The organism is Noviherbaspirillum album (genome assembly GCF_035916955.1).
Classification (GTDB): domain Bacteria; phylum Pseudomonadota; class Gammaproteobacteria; order Burkholderiales; family Burkholderiaceae_D; genus Noviherbaspirillum; species Noviherbaspirillum album.
Map to the genome: position 1 here is coordinate 322,324 of NZ_JAWIIV010000002.1, position 17,299 is coordinate 339,622.

The 17,299-nt window shown below is 53.7% G+C and carries 21 protein-coding genes; 8 read left to right on the forward strand and 13 right to left on the reverse strand.

Annotated features, from left to right (window positions below):
- The first annotated feature begins 78 nt into the window (after positions 1 to 78).
- Positions 79 to 1,098, forward strand: a complete 1,020-nt coding sequence (locus RY831_RS04335) for an ATP-binding protein (RefSeq protein WP_194724065.1) — start codon at positions 79 to 81, stop codon at positions 1,096 to 1,098.
- 1,620 nt (positions 1,099 to 2,718) lie between these two features.
- On the opposite strand, the gene RY831_RS04340 is transcribed toward RY831_RS04335, so the two are convergent.
- The 9 genes from RY831_RS04340 to RY831_RS04380 all read right to left on the reverse strand — a co-directional run bounded on the left by RY831_RS04340 (position 2,719) and on the right by RY831_RS04380 (position 8,317).
- The gene (locus RY831_RS04340) at positions 2,719 to 3,531 is read right to left on the reverse strand and encodes a DUF2243 domain-containing protein (protein WP_194724066.1); all 813 of its coding nucleotides are present in this window, start codon (positions 3,529 to 3,531) and stop codon (positions 2,719 to 2,721) included.
- Between the two features lie 14 nt (positions 3,532 to 3,545).
- Entirely contained in the window at positions 3,546 to 3,998 is a 453-nt protein-coding gene (locus RY831_RS04345) for a methyltransferase family protein (RefSeq protein WP_194724067.1), read from the reverse strand.
- Between the two features lie 21 nt (positions 3,999 to 4,019).
- On the reverse strand, positions 4,020 to 4,448 hold the full coding sequence (locus tag RY831_RS04350; protein WP_194724068.1) for a protein tyrosine phosphatase family protein: 429 nt from the start codon (positions 4,446 to 4,448) through the stop codon (positions 4,020 to 4,022).
- A gap of 18 nt (positions 4,449 to 4,466) precedes the next feature.
- The gene (locus RY831_RS04355; RefSeq protein WP_194724106.1) at positions 4,467 to 5,216 is read right to left on the reverse strand and encodes an MBL fold metallo-hydrolase; all 750 of its coding nucleotides are present in this window, start codon (positions 5,214 to 5,216) and stop codon (positions 4,467 to 4,469) included.
- Positions 5,217 to 5,275: 59 nt separating this feature from the next.
- On the reverse strand, positions 5,276 to 5,725 hold the full coding sequence (locus tag RY831_RS04360; RefSeq protein ID WP_228535764.1) for a hypothetical protein: 450 nt from the start codon (positions 5,723 to 5,725) through the stop codon (positions 5,276 to 5,278).
- 10 nt (positions 5,726 to 5,735) lie between these two features.
- Positions 5,736 to 6,158, reverse strand: coding sequence for a DUF2892 domain-containing protein (locus tag RY831_RS04365; RefSeq protein ID WP_194724069.1), 423 nt, complete (start codon positions 6,156 to 6,158; stop codon positions 5,736 to 5,738).
- Between the two features lie 214 nt (positions 6,159 to 6,372).
- Positions 6,373 to 6,585, reverse strand: a complete 213-nt coding sequence (locus tag RY831_RS04370) for a YgaP family membrane protein (protein WP_194724070.1) — start codon at positions 6,583 to 6,585, stop codon at positions 6,373 to 6,375.
- 55 nt (positions 6,586 to 6,640) lie between these two features.
- Entirely contained in the window at positions 6,641 to 7,471 is an 831-nt protein-coding gene (locus tag RY831_RS04375) for a c-type cytochrome (RefSeq protein ID WP_194724071.1), read from the reverse strand.
- A 45-nt stretch (positions 7,472 to 7,516) separates the two neighbouring features.
- On the reverse strand, positions 7,517 to 8,317 hold the full coding sequence (locus tag RY831_RS04380) for a substrate-binding domain-containing protein (RefSeq protein ID WP_194724072.1): 801 nt from the start codon (positions 8,315 to 8,317) through the stop codon (positions 7,517 to 7,519).
- Between the two features lie 600 nt (positions 8,318 to 8,917).
- Between RY831_RS04380 and RY831_RS04385 the strand changes: the two genes are divergently transcribed.
- The 5 genes from RY831_RS04385 to RY831_RS04405 all read left to right on the forward strand — a co-directional run bounded on the left by RY831_RS04385 (position 8,918) and on the right by RY831_RS04405 (position 11,754).
- Positions 8,918 to 9,262 (forward strand): ArsR/SmtB family transcription factor, encoded by a 345-nt coding sequence (locus RY831_RS04385; RefSeq protein ID WP_194724073.1) that lies wholly within the window; start codon positions 8,918 to 8,920, stop codon positions 9,260 to 9,262.
- Positions 9,259 to 9,690: a YeeE/YedE family protein gene (locus tag RY831_RS04390; protein WP_194724074.1), complete on the forward strand. Its 432-nt coding sequence runs from the start codon at positions 9,259 to 9,261 to the stop codon at positions 9,688 to 9,690. Before RY831_RS04385 ends, RY831_RS04390 begins: the two co-directional genes overlap by 4 nt.
- 10 nt (positions 9,691 to 9,700) lie before the next feature.
- On the forward strand, positions 9,701 to 10,138 hold the full coding sequence (locus RY831_RS04395; RefSeq protein WP_194724075.1) for a YeeE/YedE family protein: 438 nt from the start codon (positions 9,701 to 9,703) through the stop codon (positions 10,136 to 10,138).
- 83 nt (positions 10,139 to 10,221) lie between these two features.
- Positions 10,222 to 11,022 carry a sulfite exporter TauE/SafE family protein gene (locus RY831_RS04400; RefSeq protein ID WP_194724076.1) on the forward strand — a complete coding sequence of 267 codons (801 nt, stop codon included), beginning with the start codon at positions 10,222 to 10,224 and terminating at the stop codon, positions 11,020 to 11,022.
- Positions 11,023 to 11,058: 36 nt separating this feature from the next.
- Positions 11,059 to 11,754, forward strand: coding sequence for an MBL fold metallo-hydrolase (locus RY831_RS04405; RefSeq protein ID WP_194724077.1), 696 nt, complete (start codon positions 11,059 to 11,061; stop codon positions 11,752 to 11,754).
- Between the two features lie 21 nt (positions 11,755 to 11,775).
- Here the strand turns inward: RY831_RS04405 and RY831_RS04410 are convergent, their stop codons facing one another.
- The 4 genes from RY831_RS04410 to RY831_RS04425 all read right to left on the reverse strand — a co-directional run bounded on the left by RY831_RS04410 (position 11,776) and on the right by RY831_RS04425 (position 14,662).
- Positions 11,776 to 12,072 carry an EF-hand domain-containing protein gene (locus tag RY831_RS04410; RefSeq protein ID WP_194724078.1) on the reverse strand — a complete coding sequence of 99 codons (297 nt, stop codon included), beginning with the start codon at positions 12,070 to 12,072 and terminating at the stop codon, positions 11,776 to 11,778.
- 59 nt (positions 12,073 to 12,131) lie between these two features.
- Complete coding sequence (locus RY831_RS04415) at positions 12,132 to 12,524, reverse strand: DUF302 domain-containing protein (RefSeq protein ID WP_194724079.1); 393 nt, start codon at positions 12,522 to 12,524, stop codon at positions 12,132 to 12,134.
- A 126-nt stretch (positions 12,525 to 12,650) separates the two neighbouring features.
- Complete coding sequence (locus RY831_RS04420; protein ID WP_194724080.1) at positions 12,651 to 14,000, reverse strand: ATP-binding protein; 1,350 nt, start codon at positions 13,998 to 14,000, stop codon at positions 12,651 to 12,653.
- Entirely contained in the window at positions 13,997 to 14,662 is a 666-nt protein-coding gene (locus tag RY831_RS04425) for a response regulator (protein ID WP_194724081.1), read from the reverse strand. Before RY831_RS04425 ends, RY831_RS04420 begins: the two co-directional genes overlap by 4 nt.
- A gap of 266 nt (positions 14,663 to 14,928) precedes the next feature.
- Between RY831_RS04425 and RY831_RS04430 the strand changes: the two genes are divergently transcribed.
- Both RY831_RS04430 and RY831_RS04435 read left to right on the forward strand, forming a co-directional pair.
- A complete protein-coding gene (locus RY831_RS04430; RefSeq protein ID WP_326505101.1) occupies positions 14,929 to 15,741 on the forward strand; it encodes a redoxin family protein in 813 nt (270 codons plus the stop codon).
- Between the two features lie 52 nt (positions 15,742 to 15,793).
- The gene (locus tag RY831_RS04435) at positions 15,794 to 17,281 is read left to right on the forward strand and encodes a dihydrolipoyl dehydrogenase (protein ID WP_326505102.1); all 1,488 of its coding nucleotides are present in this window, start codon (positions 15,794 to 15,796) and stop codon (positions 17,279 to 17,281) included.
- Positions 17,282 to 17,299 lie beyond the last annotated feature (18 nt).

A 17,299-nucleotide genomic window follows, 5' to 3' on the forward strand; every position in this document is an offset into this window, starting at 1 on the left:
GGAATAGCTAGGCAAGAAGTGGTTGCGCAGGCTGAACATGCTTAAGGTTGGTACGAAAAAATCTAGCCGGGAGATGTAATGTCGCAGATAGGACTGAATTCAGACCAGGAATCGCCTAACGATGCATGCAGTTCCTTTGATGTGCGCCCTGCGGCAATAGATACTCATCCGGTCGTTCAGAGGGAGTACACACTGCCCACGCCCATGATGAACAGAACCTACAACATCGTTCGGGAACGCGTTTGGGCTCGCCGCACTAGCGTAGTCTTCTATGCTCCTCCGCGGATGGGGAAGACGAAATCCGCATTAGAAATACAGGCGACTTTGATCGAGGAGTTTCCGAGTGTGTATACCCTTTTCGTCAGTGCTCGTGCTTCGGCAAGAGCATCGGAAATGCACATGTTTCGCTTACTCCTAGAAGCTTCGCATCACGTTTTGGCAAGCCGCTCCGGAGCCGATCTCTTGTTCAGGAATGCCACCACGGACGTTGTATTGCAAATATCTAAACGAGGCGGGTCTCAGTTTGTGCTCATTATCGATGAAGCCCATCTATTGAGCCAAACAGACCTCCAGCAGCTGGTCGTCTTTCACAATGCCTTGACTGCTAGGCAAATCAAGATGACGACGATTGCGTTTGCACAACCGGAGATACTGCACCGCAGAACGGCGTTACTGACCGCGTCACAGTTACAGATAATTGCTCGATTTCTCAGTGAGCCAATTGCGTTCGAAGGATGCTCATCTGCCACTGAATTGAAAGACTTGTTGGTGGCGTATGATGACCTCTCTGATTTTCCGGAAGGCTCGAACTGGAGTTATACGCGATTCTTTCTTCCACTCGCATATAGCGCAGGATTTCGACTAAGTAGATATTACCGGCGCATATGGGAGGAATTGACAAATGTTGCTGGTTTCGGTGGCAAATGCGCCATTCCGATGGAACACATTTGTCTCAGCGTGGAATTTCTCCTGTTAGCTAGTAGAGATCAGGATTGCACAAGTTTCACTTTGAGTGATCCGGACATCGAGGCGGCCGTAGACGCATCGAACCTTGCCTCGTTTAGCGCGATCTTGCAGGGACCGAAGGTCTCTGTCTAAACTGATAATGAGATCATTTTTTGAAAAACCGACTAACTTGGCACCAAAGTGGCCCACTACCATTCGAATCGTCCTGGTCAATCATAGCCAAGGTGCTGGCGTTAAATCACATCTCGTTCATCGAGTTGGTGAGGCTCATTCAAAAGTCGGATGGTCGCGTCGAACATGTGCATCCGCGCTTATTTTTGAAGAGTGATTGGGTCGACTTCTCAAAATTTTCAGAGTTGCTCGGCGTTGAGGTCACTCAACTGCAAACGGGCTTCTTGGACCGGCTTGGATTTCAAGTACATACCAAAACACGCAAGCCTCACTATGCCGTCCGTCACTGCCCAGCATGCCTCTCCCTTGGCTATCATTGTTCACTTTTTGACTTGGCCATTATTCAAGTATGTCCATGGCATAATGTTTCATTAAGTCGCGGATGCCGGCTCTGCGCAAGTCCATATCTAATGCAACGAGGGACGATGTGCTCTCGTTGTGGTTTCAAACCGCCCATACATACACTGCCACATGCCCATGCCTGGTTCACCGCTACGAAATGCGCAGCTGTAGATACTTCCTGTAACGCTTTCTTAAGTTGGTGGAAAATAGTGTCGGAAAGTAGAAATCCATTCGCTGATGTGATTGAAAGGATATGCGAACCCAGATCAGGCGGAACATTGGAGCGAAGGCAGCGGGAACAGAATCTTGCATACGCGAGAGCGCTGTGGCCCGTTATTTCGCAATGGACCAGAGGAAGAAGCAACAAGACATATAAAGTGGCAGTTTGGAAAGCAGAGTTGGCTCCATACCCCGGCATAGCGCAGCCAGTTTTAATGGCCTCTGATTTGGGAAGAAGCTACCGGAGCATCCGGCGCCAAATTTTAAAACGGTACCTCAAGGGACACGAAAGATGTCTCACTGCTTTGCAACAGCTGACCGCCAATGAAAGGCTTTCATTAAATGCGGATGCGGTCTGCCCAGTGGCGTTGACCTACCTGTCCTGGAAGACATCGATTGAGGGACCTAGGCGATGCGTGGGCACAAGGGCTACGCTTTCCTCGGCTAATTTGAAATTCGCTTCCGCACCCGGTACGAATATGGAAAACTCAAGTCGGATACGTATAAGTTACCTTAACTTTTTCGGCATTCTCGACCAGCTGTATACAGCACTACGAAAGTGCACAATAATTATTTCGTTCACCGACCAGAGCAAGATTTATTTACAGACGAGGATCAAATTTGCTCAGGGTGACGTAGAACGAAATTTCAGCGAACCGGTAATCGCTGACGTAATAGCAATGGTGCCAATGACGGCTCCGTCCGAACGGGAAAATCTATGCTCAAAGACTCGGTTACGGCAAGTGTTGGTGTCCGGTGATCGGCCGTACCGCCCTATAGATGCCTTTGACGATACAACCTATCAATGGCGTCAATACTATGTTTTGCTTCGAAGGACTGAAGCAGGCAATCTAACGGGGCGAACCTGCATCGAAATCTAATCCCTTCCTTTTCTAAACTTGAATGTCTTTGCAGAACGCAACCCTCATCGTTATCTATCAATGGACTAAGTCGGCAAGATCGTCAACCGCGGCTGGCGTTTTGCAATAAAAACCAAACTTCCTAGAACGTAAAGGTAAGTTAGGAGCCAACAGAAGACCATGCGAGACAACCAATGGCCAACGCCGAATTGCTCACCAGATAAGCTCCATGCTTGTAAAACACGTTGGTTTGAGACCTATCCTTTACATCGAGTGCCCAGACGTCCCCTGAACCCGCTGCCCATAGGATACGACCGTCCACAGCATCAATTGCTTTGAATATCTCATTGGGAGAAGTCCCTGACTTGAAGAACACCATGACGGTCGTTACGTCCGATGGCGGCAAAGCGGCAATGGGTCCGGCGATTGTCACCGCCAGAGCCAGGCTCAGTGCGGTTGCTTTACTTCGGTAGCCAGAGCTACCACCGGTTTGTGTGCGCTTTTTGAGCATGATGCCGATAGCAACTGGAATCAAGCCAAACACAACGAACCACAGGAGATCCCAGAACAGGACGTTGTCAGCATCGACCCGAATACGATGAATCCCCAGAATCCAATGTGACAGGACACTGTCCAGGATGTGCCAAACACCAAATCCAATAAACGCATTCGCCAACAGCAGGCGGTCCGCCGCGCGTTCGGCGTATTCTTTCCGCGCTTTCCATAACAGCCATAGGCCAGTTATGGCAATGATGTACATCAGTACATGGAACAGGCCGTCGGCAAGGATTTGTACCTTCATGTCCTCGAAGACCGGCCCTTCTACGTTGATCAGCAGATGATGCCATTGCAAAACCTGATGCAGCAGGATGCCGTCAAAGAAGCCGCCCAGGCCAAAGCCCAATAGATACCCGGCCCACGATAACCGTCCGGAAAAACGGCGGGCGTTATTCAGGTCTATTGCAGCTGCCATCGATCATCTCCTTTTCAGTAAAGCCACGGAATCAATCTCTTCACGCGTTGTTGGTAGAGCCCATAATCTGGATAGCGTTCTTTTAGCCAAAATTCCTCCCGGCGCGCCTTCATATCAAAAAAGACGAACAAAACAAGAGTCAGGCCTAGACGGGCGGAACTAGCGGTCGCCAGCGCAAACCCGAGGCAGGTAAGCAGAACGCCGAGATAGATAGAATGACGGACTATTCGATAGGCGCCGCTGGTGATCAGTTCGCCATTTTCTGTGGGGCGGGGAAATGGTGTCAACGAGCGTCCGAGGTTGAGCGCGCTCCATGACAGCAACAGCAAGCCAAATGCGACACAGATCCAGCCTGCAATACCAAATTCCTTGGAATAGGACCAGGGGACCGCATCTGAAGGCAGAGCGATGAATGACACCAGCAACAACGCCTGCATCAGCACCCAAATCTCACCACGCTTTCCCATGCTGCTTCTATCTGGCGTCGTTCATTTTGTCGTCGCCTCGACCACGAACTTGGCAAATTCCGGTGAAGTCTGCAAGTCGAATCCCATGCTCCGAGCTTCTTCGAACGTGCGTTCCGCCGTCCAATTGTTTTTCTTTGCCCGGCTCAGCGCCAACAACATGGCCGCACGCGCGCCGCTGGCACAATGAATGAGGAACGGCCCCTCCTTTTCCCGCATGACACGGTCCAGTTCATCAATCTGTTCCTTGGACAGGCTTGCCTTGTTGACCAGGATATTGGCATAGCCGAGGCCGCATCGTGCCGCTACCTCGGCGTTAGGCATTGGCGTCTCACTCGGTAGACGGAAATCAATCACCGTTTTGATGCCTAGCTGCTTGGCTTGCTCCAAATCCTGCTCGGTCGGCTGGGGGCCGAGCAGCATGCTGTCTTCCAATTGTTTGAAACGATCCATGATGCGTTACCTCGTTATTTAGCCTTGAGGGCTTTCTGTCATTTGCTGGCAGTACTTCTCCAGGTTTTCGGGGAGGTCACATGGGCAAACACCGCATTGCTTATTGCCCGGCACGGCGTAGTCGATGAACTTCGGATATGGCAAGTTCAGGTTAGCCATGATTTCCCTGAACTCCTCCAAGGTCTTTTCCTGTCCAAGACGAGGGTTGCGCTTTTTTTCCTGCGCGATGGTGGATACATACCGGTCTTTATAATCGTGCGCCGGATATACCAAGGTATCGTCCGGCAAAGCGAACAATTTTTCTCTGACGCTCCTGTAGAGCGCGTCAGCATCGCCCTGCTGAAAGTCGGTGCGTCCGCATCCTTCGATTAATAGTGCATCGCCGGTAAACACCCTGTCATTGAAGCTGTAGGCGAAATGCCCGGAGGTATGACCCGGGGTATGCAGGGGGTGGAGAACGATTGTGCCCACCTGGAACGGCTTGCCTTCTTCGAGATTGAAGTCCGCACACGGTACCTGTTCGGCGGCAGGCGCGGCGATCTGGCTGCCGACTTTCTTTTTCAATTCCAGTGCAGCGGTAATGTGGTCGGCATGGACATGCGTATCCACGCTGTAGGCGAGCGTCAATCCCAGCCTTTGCAGCTCTGTCAGATCACGGTCCATAGATGCAATCACCGGATCAATCAGCACCGCCTGGCCGGTTTCTTCACATCCCAATAAATACGTATAGGTACTGGATAAAGGCTCAAACAATTGACGGAAAATCATGGTTGTCACGCTGTATGAAGATTTCAACTGGAAAGAATCATCTGTATCGATTTGACGTTTTACGACCTGACTGCTTTGAATAACGCGTCAGGATCATTTGAGTCGGAGAACTGACTGAAATCGCCACGCAAAGATTTCAACGCAAAACGCTCCTCGTTGATTTCCCTAGCTGTGCGCAGGCCGAGCCGCCTCAATACAGGAAGCGGCGGGCACCAGCCTTGTACCGAATGCTGCACCATAAAGGCAGGAACGCCGAGCGCCAAGGCGAACCAGCGCTTGTTGACTTTGGTTGCCAGCGCCAATCCGACCAGGGACAGAATCGCAAAGTTCGTTTGCAGCGTTCGTTCAACATCCCACTCGGAATCGAGTTGCTTTAGTCGTTGGGTGATCAGGGCGTTTCTGTTATTGCTTTCGAATGCGGCAATGCGCTCCTGAGTTTCATGGTGGATAAGCTCGTTGATTTGTGGCGCAGTGTGTTGTTCCACTCGTGTCGCAGTATCGGAAATCATGGATGCCTCCTCAATGAATGGTACGAACCTGATAGGCTTCGTGGTCGCCGCGCAGCACTTTCAAAGCCATGCGTTCCTGCTCAATCTCTTGCTGCGAGCGCAACCCAAGACGCCGGAAAAGCGGCAGCAGCGGGTACCAGCCTTGCAGGCTATGCAGGATGACCATGCTTGCTGCCATCGCCGACACCGCGAACCACTTTCGGTTATGAAATATGCCCAATGCGATTCCCAAGCCGATCATCGTGGGCGCTTCGCTCTCAATGGCCCTTTCGATATCCCACTCGCGGTCGAGTTCTTGCAAGCGTTGATCAATGGCTTGCCGATCTGCCCCAACAAATCTCGAAAGGTTCTCCTTTAACTGAGATTCAAATTCTTGGGTAAGAACGGGTGATGTATTGAGTTCGACTCGTCGGGTAGTGTCTGAAAGCATCATGGCTCCTTGAGATTTGTTTCGTGTAATGACTACATTGCGCAGCTCTATAACTGCTAGACCAGCCTCATCGGCTGATGTCCGTGTACCAGGGGACACTGGCGGCCGTTTAGCAGGCAATTTTTTGCTGGAGGTACTGGAACCTGAGTGCTGGAAAGATCGGCGCGAGCACCAGGAAGAGTGTCAAGGCGTATAAATTTGAATCTGACAAAATCTTTTATACGCGCCTCTTGCAGGTGTCCACGCCTATCAGACGGTTCAAAGGGCAGAATCCCACAAAAGCTGTAACGAGCGCGATAGCGGCCGCGACGCCAGCAATCACCTTCCATAAAGTTTCGACTTGTGCCAGCACGACAAATGCCACCAGCGCGATACCGATGATGATGCGCAGGGTTTTATCTGCGCCTCCAACATTGCAATCTAAGGACATGGCGTTCTCCTCAATGGATGTTTGACGACAACTTCGTCTGACCTTCTTTAAGACTTCAGCTTCGTGCATCCTTCGGTTTGTCACCTTTCGGCCAGTCTTTGACTTTTGGCGCATAGTCAGGTCGAGGCTGATGCGTGAAAAACTCAGCCACATCGACAGCTTCCTGGTCGGTTAGCGTATTTGGCTGCCCCAGCGGCATGTTGTGCTTGACAAATGCGGCAGCGGTGTAGGTGCGCGCCATCCCGGCGCCGACGTTAAATGAATCCTTGCCCCATAAGGCGGGGAAGGTATAGGCACCCTTCGCATCCTTCATGCCCTCGCCGTTAACGCCATGGCAGCTGGCACATTTTGCTGCGTACACGGCTTTGCCATTGTCAGCATTGGGCTTTAACTCGCGATTGATCGGCCCAAAGCCGCGCCCCTTGACACTGACACCGGTCGGCACACCAGTCGACAACCACTGCATGTATGCCAGGATGTCGTTCATTTCCTTGGAATCGTATGGCAGTGCCTTGCCGTTCATCGAGCGTTGAAAGCAGTCATTCACCCGTTGCTGCAAGGAGTTGATCTGACCACCCCGGGACCGATATTCCGGAAAGACGCCCCAGATACCCACCCACGGTGACGCGTTCGGCGTTGTGCCAGCACCAATGTGACAGTTTGCGCAGGTCAGTTTATTGCCAACATTGTTGGGCAGGCGCTGATGCGTTTCGGTGAGCAGGAGCTTGCCATTACGGATCGCGTCGCCCTGTGGACCGCTGGGAATCGTGGATTCGGCCGGCACCTTGAATTCGGCAGTCGGGCGCACGGCTGCTGATTGGGCATGAACGCTCGGCAAAGCAATACATCCAGCCGTGACAAATACCAAGCCTGCTAGTTTTCTCATGATTGTCTCCTGAGGTCACGTTATGTCCTACCTATATGCATGACATCATTTCTTCTTCCCGTTTTCTGAAGTGGTCATCCAGCCCCATTTCTGGAAGAGTGCCGTGCCTTCGGCAGACTTGATAAACTCGACGAACTGTTTCGCGGCCGCATTTTGCTCGCCCTTTTTGGTCACCACAATGCCTGTGTCGCGGTAGATGACATAATCCTTTTCAACAGGCACCACGTCGGCCAACGTAGGGTTGGCAACCTGCCAGATGTTCCAGATCAGCCAGGCATCCAGTGAAGGGTCGCTGGTCCATTCCTGCTTCGCCGCTGCACTGTTTTTCGCGTACTTCACAATGTTTTTGCGGAGTGCCCGGACAGAAGCGATGTCACCCTTGCGACCAGCCGCATCTTCCCAGACTCCATTCTGGCCTGCCCCATTGACAACAAGCACGCGGTAACCCGGTTTGAACAAGGTTGCTAATCCTGTGATCTTCTTTGGATTGCCTGGACGAACCAGGATCGCCAAGGGTCGCAGAAACAGAGGTTCAGCCTTCGTTTCGTCGAAGCGACCTTCCATTGCCTGTGCGAAATCGGTCATCATCGTTTCCGACCCGCTATAAATGATGTCCGCATCATTCTTGGCACTGTCGATCCACTCTGGCGTGGGGCCGGATGTGACAACAACTGCAGTACCGATTTTTTGTTCAAACGTCTTTGCGGCCTCTTTCATTGCCGGGGCGGGGCCACCAGGGCCGTATATCTTCAATCCCACTGCGGACTGCGCTGACGCGGTGCCCATGGACAATGCACTACACAGAAAAAATATCGCAGCAACAAACGGGTGTGTAAATTTGTTCATGGTCGTTGCGCCTTCCTGGAAGAAGCCAGTATGGTAATCGTCAGCTATACGGGCTTAATTAACTTGCCACTCACGTGCCAAACACGATGCTGCCAAAACTCTCACCAAACACAATCTATAACTATTGAAACTGTGACTCTTAGCGATTGTCGAAAGTTCTATACCTTTTTTAAACAGGTACTGTTTATTTCATGGGGTGACTGCAACATGAGCGCGGCTTGAATAGCACTCCTCTGGAACGTGTATGCGGAAAAGCACTTGGTTGCCCGGAAATTTTTGAGAACTAACATGCAGCGCAAGAACTGACGTGATTGGGCCTGTCGATTAGCTTTCTCTACCGCATCGCCAGTCCGAGTAGAGCGGGCATGGATCAACGCTCGCAGAACGAAAGTAATTACGCTAAGACCAGATGGTGCTAAACACCAACTATTGTTCATCTAGGCATGATTTCTCCTTTGTGTGGCTTGGAACGCTTTATGCTCAACCTAGGTAGGCATCGTTTTGAGGACACGCCCCGCGCAAAAAGCAGGAACAAAATATTGAATAATATATTCAAGAATAATATAATGTATTGGGTTGAATCAGCGTGGAAATGGAGACATGGCACTGTCGACAGAGAAAATTGATTTGGAAGCACTGCAAAAGGCTGCCTTACAAGCCTGCGGCTTGCTGAAGGTATTGGCCAATCCAGACCGTCTGCTGCTGTTATGTCAGATGAGTCAGGGCGAGTATTGCGTAAGCGACTTGGAAGAACTTACCGGCATCAGGCAACCGACGCTTTCACAGCAGTTAACCGTCTTGCGCGATGAGCAGATGGTCAGCACGCGGCGCGAGGGCAAGCAAATCTTCTACAGCATCACGAGCAAGGAAGCGTTAGCGGTTATGAAAGTCCTCTATGAACTGTATTGCGGGGACGGCAAGGGAAGTAAAGGAGGCAGGAAATGACGATTGATTGGACAAACTTTACCCCATGGTCCTCGCTTGCAGGCGGTCTACTGATCGGAATGGCGACGGCTATGTTTCTCCTGTTTAACGGGCGAATTGCCGGCATTAGTGGTGTCGTTGGAGGGCTACTGCGCCCTGCCACCGGTGACGTCGCCTGGCGTGTCGCTTTTGTCCTCGGGATAGTGGTCGCACCGCTGGCTTTTGGGTTGGTTGCGCCGCTACCGGAGGTGCAGATCGACGCTGGCACAGTGACTTTGATTGCCGCCGGTTTGTTAGTCGGTGTCGGTACGCGCTATGGGTCGGGATGCACGAGCGGTCACGGCGTTTGTGGCTTGTCGCGCCGTTCGCCACGCTCATTTGTGGCCACCGCGTCCTTCATGTTGGCTGGCTTTGTGACGGTTTATGTTGTTCGTCACCTGCTTGGCTAAGGAGCACATCATGCAAGTCGTTATGTCGTTCATCACCGGTCTGGTATTTAGCCTAGGTCTCATTCTTTCTGGTATGACGGATCCGTCCAAGGTAATCGGATTTCTTGACCTGGCAGGCAACTGGGATCCATCACTGGCATTTGTCATGGGAGGAGCTGTCCTGGTTGGCAGTATTGCCTTTCAATTTGCCAAGGGGCGCACCAAGGCATGGCTGGGCGATGTGATGCGGCTGCCGACCGCGACACAGATTGACAAGCGGCTCGTGCTGGGTGGATTGGCATTCGGTACTGGCTGGGGACTCGCCGGATATTGTCCAGGCCCTGCATTGGCGTCACTTGCCCAAGGCGGTAGCAAGCCGCTGATTTTTGTGACGGCCATGCTTGCAGGCATGGCGATTTATGAAATCCAAGATCGGTTGGCCGCTCAGCGGCAACAAAAGGCGGCTTAATTCCGCAGATGAGGCGTATGCACATCTCGCGACAATGCGCTCCAAGTGTGCTTCCACATTGATGCATTAATCGGATCTTTATCATGGTACTGATGCTGGGACTGGGGCTGCTGGTAGGTGCGATCATGGCTCTGACCGGTGCCGGCGGTGGCATACTGGCCGTTCCTTTGCTGATTTTCGGCGCTGGCCTGGGATTGTCACAGGCCGCCCCAATCGGCCTATTGGCGGTCGGTATATCGGCCGCCTTGGGCGCCGCGCTTGGTCTAAAGGCGGGCGTCGTGCGCTATAAGGCGGCACTGCTCATGGCAGCGACCGGCATGCTGCTTGCTCCTGCGGGGGTCTGGCTCGGTGGCCTGATCGACAACCGTTGGCTGAGCGTCTTGTTTGCATTCATCCTGCTTATCGTTGCATACAGGACTTTCCGCCAAGCGGGTACAGATGAGGCCAACAGTGGGGTGAAAGATGATCCGGCGCTGCCGTGCATTCGGAGCAGCGATACAGGTCGGTTTATCTGGACGACCCGCTGCGCCCGTGCGCTCGCCGTGTCAGGCACGGTCGCCGGGCTGTTGTCTGGCTTGCTCGGAGTCGGCGGCGGCTTTGTGATCGTGCCAGCGCTAAAGCGCAGCACCGATCTGGCCATGCAATCAATTGTCGCCACCTCGCTGGCCGTCATTGCACTGGTTTCGATCAGCGGCGTGTCTTCCAGTGCCTTGGCGGGCAGCCTGAACTGGGACGCTGCCATGCCTTTTACTGGCGGCGCGCTCGCCGGCATGCTGGCCGGACGCCGTGTCTCCGTATACCTGGCTGGTCCTCAATTGCAAAAGGGCTTTGCAGGCGTATCTGGCATGGTGGCAATTGGCATGATTGTGAAGAGCCTTGCATGATCGCCGACTGGTTTGTTTATTTGAAAGGAATGAAGCATGCATCCGATTCAGTTGTTTGACCCGGAATCGTCCACCTTCACTTACATCCTGCGTGCGGCAAGCGGCAGGGAAGCCGTGATCATTGACCCGGTCGATAAGCAATGGGAACGCGATACGCTTCAGCTGGATAGGTTGGGACTTAAGCTTGCCTATGTATTGGAAACGCATGCCCACGCGGATCATGTCACTTCAGCAGGCAAGCTGCGTGAGATGACGGGCGCGAAGGCAGCAGTGCCGAGCGGTTGCTGCATTCCTCCAGCCGATGTGCAACTCCATCACGGCGATGTGCTGCGCTTCGGCGACAACGAGGAAATTAAGGTGTTACATACGCCCGGACACACCGCCGGCAGCATGTCCTTTGTCTGGCACGGCAACGTCTTTACGGGCGACACGCTGTTGATCAATGGCTGTGGCCGCACCGATTTCCAAAGCGGTAGCGCGGGTGCGCTGTATGGCAGTGTCACGAACGAGTTGTTTACCTTGCCCGACGAGAACCTGGTCTGGCCTGGGCACGATTACAGTGGGCAATCGGTGTCGACTATAGGCTGGGAAAAGCGAAATAACAGTCGCCTGGCCAATCGGGACAAGCAGAGCTTTATCGAACTGATGGGCAACCTGAACCTGCCCAGGCCGAAACTGATCGACATCGCCGTCCCGGCCAATCAAAACCTGGGGCTGCCGCAAGGTGCTTGAGACCAGACCAAAACAGGTCGGCTATTTCGTTCTTTGCTCCATCATCCTTTGCCGGCGCATTTGCATATCCTGCAGTGAGATCATGCCATTGGAGCCCTTCATTTGATCGAACATGGCTTCGTGCGCTTTCATGAACTCTTCCTTTGAGATCATGCCATCACCATTACCGTCCATCCTCGACATCATGCCATCCATTCCGCGATGGCCGGATTGTGCCTGCATTTCATGAGGTCCACCTGGCTCGTGCTGGCCACTCATACCAGCGCAACCAGTTGCGAATACGACTGCCACGCCCATAGCGAAGACAAGTTTGTTCATAAGAGACTCTTCAAAGGTATGCTTTTTTACCGACAATAAATACGCTTAAGCCAAGTTACCTAGACGGCTGCCATGACGCGTTCAAGACGCTGTCGTACATCGCTTGCCAGTTCAGCGATGCCGGGTTTGTCTACGAGCTGCAGGACCGCGTCAGTGTTCATGAATTCGACGTGCACGGCTCCGGTTCCGTCTTCACGCACCACCACATTGCAGGGCAAAAGCAAGCCGATGGATGGCTCGGCCGCGATGGCGCGGTCGGCCAACGGTGGATTGCACGCGCCGAGAATACGGTACGGAGGAATGTCCTTGTTGAGCTTCTTTTTCAGTGCAGCTGCCACATCAATATCGCTCAGTATGCCAAAGCCTTCCTCTTGCAAGACATGGGTAACCCGGTCGATTGTTTGTGCGAAAGAGAAGTCAACCATTTTTCCAAAACCATATTTAATTGCCATAGTGGGCCTGCCTTCACCTTAAAAACTTTTGGTTTAGACAGGCCATGCGGACATGTGTTCATGCTCCACTGTGATAAAGCAAAAGGCACGACGGGAATGGTCGAAACTGCATCAGTGCAATATACGTTAGTGCTGAAGCGTCGTGCTTGAAGCCCTTGGCGATTTCACCAAGGGCAGCTCGATTTGCGCCATCATCCCGTCCTCCATGCGTTTAACTAAACGGAAGCTGCCACCAAAGCGCCTGGCAATGGCTTCCACGATGGACAAACCGAGTCCACTCCCTTGGCCAGTTCCCTTACGCCAGAAGCGATGTGCTGCACGATCACGGTCAAGTTCGTCCATCCCCGGCCCCAAGTCCAGCACTGAAAAGCAGAAGGTGTCCTTTGAACTGCTTAGGCGGAGGATAACCGGCGAATCCGACGGAGAGTAACGCAGGGCATTGTCCAAGAGATTGCGCAGCGCCGTTACCACGAGCACCGGTGGCAGTGCCAGTCCGTTTTGCTCATTTACCGTGTCGATGACGATGCGTTTCCTAGGCTCGGGCGGAATTTCATTCAAGGCAATCTGCGCGATTTCAAAGGCGCTTGCGGTTTTCTCGCCCTCAAAGGAAAACGGGCCTTCGACGCGTGCGAGGGTCAATAGTTGCTCCAGCGTATGCTGCAGCCGCTGCACGCCTTCCTCCGCATGCTCAAGAGACATGGCAGTTTGCTCATCGTTCGTTGTGAGCCGGGCTACCTGAATATGCGTCTTGACTGCGGTAAGAGGAGTCCTCAATTCATGAGCTGCGTCACCCGTGAATCGGCGCTCCCGTTCAATCGCGCTCTGCGTACGGCCGAGCAGTAAGTTGATAGTTTCAATCAAGGGCACCAGTTCTGCCGGTAACTTCGCCGCTGGAAGGGGCGTCGCTGCATCAGGCTTACGATCGGCCAAAGCCTGCCGGATAAACTCAAGTGGCTCCAATCCCCTCCGAATGCCAAACCATAGCACAACAAGGCTGCCCAGCATGGCGACGATAAAGGGGACCACTGTTGCGAGCATAATATTGCGCAACAAGGCCAAGCGCTTGTCGACTCGGTCGGCAGTCGTAACACGCTTACCACCTTGCTCAAGGGTGTAACTTCGCCATTCCAACCCATCGATAGTACGAGTGCTATACCCGGACGTGACCATGCCGAGTCCCTGCGGGCTATTGTGCGTACGGGCAATAAGTCCACCGCGTTGCATTCTGACTTCGCACGCGACGCCGTCCCTGGTAGCCACGTCAAGCATGGCTTGCGGCACAGAGGACGGCGCTCCCTGAACCTCCGGTAACTGTGAAACCAGACCGGCGACCATACGCGCAGACGCTGCCAAGCGTTCATCCAGGGCGTCACGAAATTCCGCCCGGACATCCAGGAACATCCATACCGACGTCACGCTCCACAGTAGCGTGAAGGACACGCCAATGATCACCATCAGCCGCAAACGTAACGTCATGGCCCGGCTTCCCCAAGCCGATAGCCTACCCCACGAACCGTCTCGACGATCCCCGGCCCCAGCTTGCGCCGCAAGTGATGGATATGGACGCTAATCGCATTACTCTCTACGTTTTCTTCAAAACCATACAAGCTGTCATTGACCTGCTCTGTGGTCAGTACGCGCCTGGGATGGTTCAGTAATGCCTGGAGCAGAGCCAATTCTCGTCGAGACAGCTCGACAGGCACACCGTCCAGCGTCACAATGCGGCTCGCAGGATCAAAGCAAAGCGAGCCATGCCGAATCAAGTTTGTGCTGCGCCCTACCATGCGTCTTTGCAACGCGTGTAGCCGGGCAACTAGCTCGCTGAGATCAAAAGGTTTGAGCAGGTAGTCGTCGGCTCCTGTCTGCAGGCCTGCCACCCGATGCTCGATCGCATCGCGCGCAGTGAGTATCAGAACCGGCAGGGAATTCCCTGCGCCGCGCAACCGCGTTAGAAAGGCCATGCCATCCTCATCCGGCAGGCCGAGATCAAGCACAACAACATCGAAATGACCTGTATCAAGCGCAGTTCTGGCCGCTTTGGCAGTAGTGACGTGGTCAACGGTCATCGCATGCAAACGCAATCCGGCAACAATTCCACTTGCTACCAGAGCATCATCTTCGATCAATAGAATACGCATGGTTCAAACGAGGTGAAACAGGTTCAAAAAAGAAGCTCAGTATAAGACCTCGCGATTAAATGGGCGTTAACGCTTCCTTAACGTACAAGGCGTAGCATCGCGTACTGTAATTGAAGTTTCCCATAGCACAGAGCGCGGTTGAGCTGGTGTTAGGGAGCGGCGACCCTCGTATATGAGTGAACTCGCCATGTCGATTGCGTTTTCATAGGAGTTCAGGGTCACGCCATGCTGCGCCCTGTCCACGACTAAAATGACAGCGAATAAAAATGGACGTGATTAACATTGGGCCGCTCGCCCTTCCGATTCCTCCCCTCGTGCTGCTTGGCTCTGGAGTGATTGGCGTGGCTGTAGGAAAGTGGGCTGGACGGTCCGGACAAATCGATATTGAGCCGCTGCTTTGGAAGATTGCGCTAGCCAGCCTTTTCAGCGCGAGACTTGCGTTCGTACTGTTATATATCGACATCTACAAGACAAACCTATTGAGCATGCTCGACATCCGTGATGGCGGGTTTGTTGTCCCGGTGGGTTTGCTCATCGCTTTCGCCGTGACCGCATGGTATGCCTGGCGCGAGCGGGGAAAAAGAAAAGGAGTACTCCTTGCCGTGACCGCCGGCGCGTCGTTCTGGGTGGCCGCAACGGTGGCCACAGCAGTGTGGTACACGCCGCCGGCGCAGATGCCTCAAGTCACGTTGACGCGCCTTGATGGTACGCCAGTACCACTACAGACGCTAACGGGCAAGCCGATTGTGCTTAATCTATGGGCAACCTGGTGCCCCCCGTGCCGTCGCGAAATGCCTGTCTTGCGTGACGCGCAGGTCCGTCATCCCGACGTGAATTTCATTTTCGCCAATCAAGGGGAAGCGGCGGAGGCGGTGCGGCATTACCTGGAGTCTGAACGGCTGGACCTCAAAAATGTCTTGCTCGACGCGCGTCTGCAAGTAGGCCAGCAACTCGGATCAGTTGCAATGCCAACCACTTTGTTTTTTAACGCGCAGGGAAGACTTGTTGATCGGCGTCTTGGCGAACTATCTGCTGCCACTCTGGAACAGAGCATCAAATTGCTGCGCAACCCGGAGTAGCGATAGTCGATGACGTCATTCCCGATACATGTCAACTCACTTAGGAGATACGGTGCGAAATACTGATATTGACGTTGATGTCGCAATTATCGGTGCTGGGACTGCAGGGCTGAGTGCATTAAAAGAGATCAAACGTGCCGGTAAAACCTATGTCTTGATCGATCATGGACCACTTGGCACAAGTTGCGCGCGAGTCGGTTGCATGCCTAGCAAGGCTGTGCTGCATGCTGGGGGGTTATGGCAGGGACAGGCCTTTATCGGCGGCGGCGTGCGGCAAATGCTGGATGTCACCGGGCCAGATGATCTCTGGCGCGCCGCGCGAAGCACGCGTGACGCGCTCGCCAGTGGGGCGGCAACCAGAACTGTCGCCGCCGCAGGGGAACGACTACTGATGGGCCAGGCACGCTTTATTGCTCCCGATGCCGTAACCGTAGGCGGCCGAACGGTAAGGGCTAAAGCATTCGTGATCGCAACCGGGTCCACGCCGATCGTGCCGGCGTTCCTGCGCGACATTCAGGCACGGATTTTGACTACCGATTCCTTATTCGAACTTGAAACATTGCCGCGCGCAGTCGGCATTCTGGGGGTCGGTGCCATCGGCCTGGAGATCGGTTTGGCGCTGTCAAGGCTTGGCGTGCGAATCGTCGCTGGTGATCTCAAAAGCATGCCTGCTGGCATTACCGATCCCGAGATCGGCGCCCGAGCGGTACAGCATTTCAAGCACGCCAAGGGATTGACCATGTGGCTGGGACAGCCTATCAATGTGACTCGGACGGCGGTTGGTATAGGAATTTCAAATGGTGTGGCGACTGAACAGGTCGACTGGATTCTGGCTGCGCTTGGCCGGAAGCCGGCACTCGATAGCCTGCATCTCGAAGCCGCAGGTGTTGCGCTCGACGAACATGGGCAGCCGCAAATTGATCCAGCCACCCTGCGCGCAGGACAATCCGCTTTATATTTCGCGGGAGATGTCACCGCAGACCGACCTCTGCAGCATGAGGCTGCCGATGGAGGGATGATCGCAGGCTTCAATGCCGCGCGACACGGTGCAGCAATCCGGTTCCAACGGCGTGTGTCTCTATCAATCGTCTTTTCCGATCCGGACATCGCTTTCGTCGGCACGCCGTTTGACCAGCTCGACCCGGAGCACATCATCATCGGTTCCGCGTCCGGCCAGAGCAATGGACGTTCCCGTGTAATGGGCACGGAAGACAACCTTGTCCGGATCTACGCGGATCGCATCAACGGCAACTTGCTGGGGGCGAGCATTTTTGCTGTCCATGGCGAACACATTGCGCATTTATTGGCATGGGCAATGCAAAGAAACGAGACAGCAGAAAGCCTGCTCGAAATGCCGTTTTACCATCCGACGATTGAGGAAATGGTGCAGTCGGCCCTTTCCGACATCGTCGCCCAGCAAGGCGTCAGAAGGGCAGAGCCGCTAGGCGTACGCCATCTGGATCGGGAAGACTTGAACAGCTCAACTAAAAATTTCGATCACAATATATGGAACCAACATCCCAACCGCTACGCGTCCTGATTCATGCGCCAACTGCAG

Coding starts and splice junctions, on each gene's coding strand:
- RY831_RS04365 (WP_194724069.1), bottom strand. CDS start 6,158: ATGATGCTTTCAGACACTACCCGACGAGTCGAACTCAATACATCACCC.
- RY831_RS04395 (WP_194724075.1), top strand. CDS start 9,701: ATGCAAGTCGTTATGTCGTTCATCACCGGTCTGGTATTTAGCCTAGGT.
- RY831_RS04425 (WP_194724081.1), bottom strand. CDS start 14,662: ATGCGTATTCTATTGATCGAAGATGATGCTCTGGTAGCAAGTGGAATT.
- RY831_RS04360 (WP_228535764.1), bottom strand. CDS start 5,725: ATGATTTCCGATACTGCGACACGAGTGGAACAACACACTGCGCCACAA.
- RY831_RS04350 (WP_194724068.1), bottom strand. CDS start 4,448: ATGGATCGTTTCAAACAATTGGAAGACAGCATGCTGCTCGGCCCCCAG.
- RY831_RS04430 (WP_326505101.1), top strand. CDS start 14,929: ATGGACGTGATTAACATTGGGCCGCTCGCCCTTCCGATTCCTCCCCTC.
- RY831_RS04415 (WP_194724079.1), bottom strand. CDS start 12,524: ATGGCAATTAAATATGGTTTTGGAAAAATGGTTGACTTCTCTTTCGCA.
- RY831_RS04385 (WP_194724073.1), top strand. CDS start 8,918: ATGGCACTGTCGACAGAGAAAATTGATTTGGAAGCACTGCAAAAGGCT.
- RY831_RS04355 (WP_194724106.1), bottom strand. CDS start 5,216: ATGATTTTCCGTCAATTGTTTGAGCCTTTATCCAGTACCTATACGTAT.
- RY831_RS04380 (WP_194724072.1), bottom strand. CDS start 8,317: ATGAACAAATTTACACACCCGTTTGTTGCTGCGATATTTTTTCTGTGT.
- RY831_RS04420 (WP_194724080.1), bottom strand. CDS start 14,000: ATGACGTTACGTTTGCGGCTGATGGTGATCATTGGCGTGTCCTTCACG.
- RY831_RS04390 (WP_194724074.1), top strand. CDS start 9,259: ATGACGATTGATTGGACAAACTTTACCCCATGGTCCTCGCTTGCAGGC.
- RY831_RS04375 (WP_194724071.1), bottom strand. CDS start 7,471: ATGAGAAAACTAGCAGGCTTGGTATTTGTCACGGCTGGATGTATTGCT.
- RY831_RS04370 (WP_194724070.1), bottom strand. CDS start 6,585: ATGTCCTTAGATTGCAATGTTGGAGGCGCAGATAAAACCCTGCGCATC.
- RY831_RS04345 (WP_194724067.1), bottom strand. CDS start 3,998: ATGGGAAAGCGTGGTGAGATTTGGGTGCTGATGCAGGCGTTGTTGCTG.
- RY831_RS04340 (WP_194724066.1), bottom strand. CDS start 3,531: ATGGCAGCTGCAATAGACCTGAATAACGCCCGCCGTTTTTCCGGACGG.
- RY831_RS04335 (WP_194724065.1), top strand. CDS start 79: ATGTCGCAGATAGGACTGAATTCAGACCAGGAATCGCCTAACGATGCA.
- RY831_RS04410 (WP_194724078.1), bottom strand. CDS start 12,072: ATGAACAAACTTGTCTTCGCTATGGGCGTGGCAGTCGTATTCGCAACT.
- RY831_RS04405 (WP_194724077.1), top strand. CDS start 11,059: ATGCATCCGATTCAGTTGTTTGACCCGGAATCGTCCACCTTCACTTAC.
- RY831_RS04400 (WP_194724076.1), top strand. CDS start 10,222: ATGGTACTGATGCTGGGACTGGGGCTGCTGGTAGGTGCGATCATGGCT.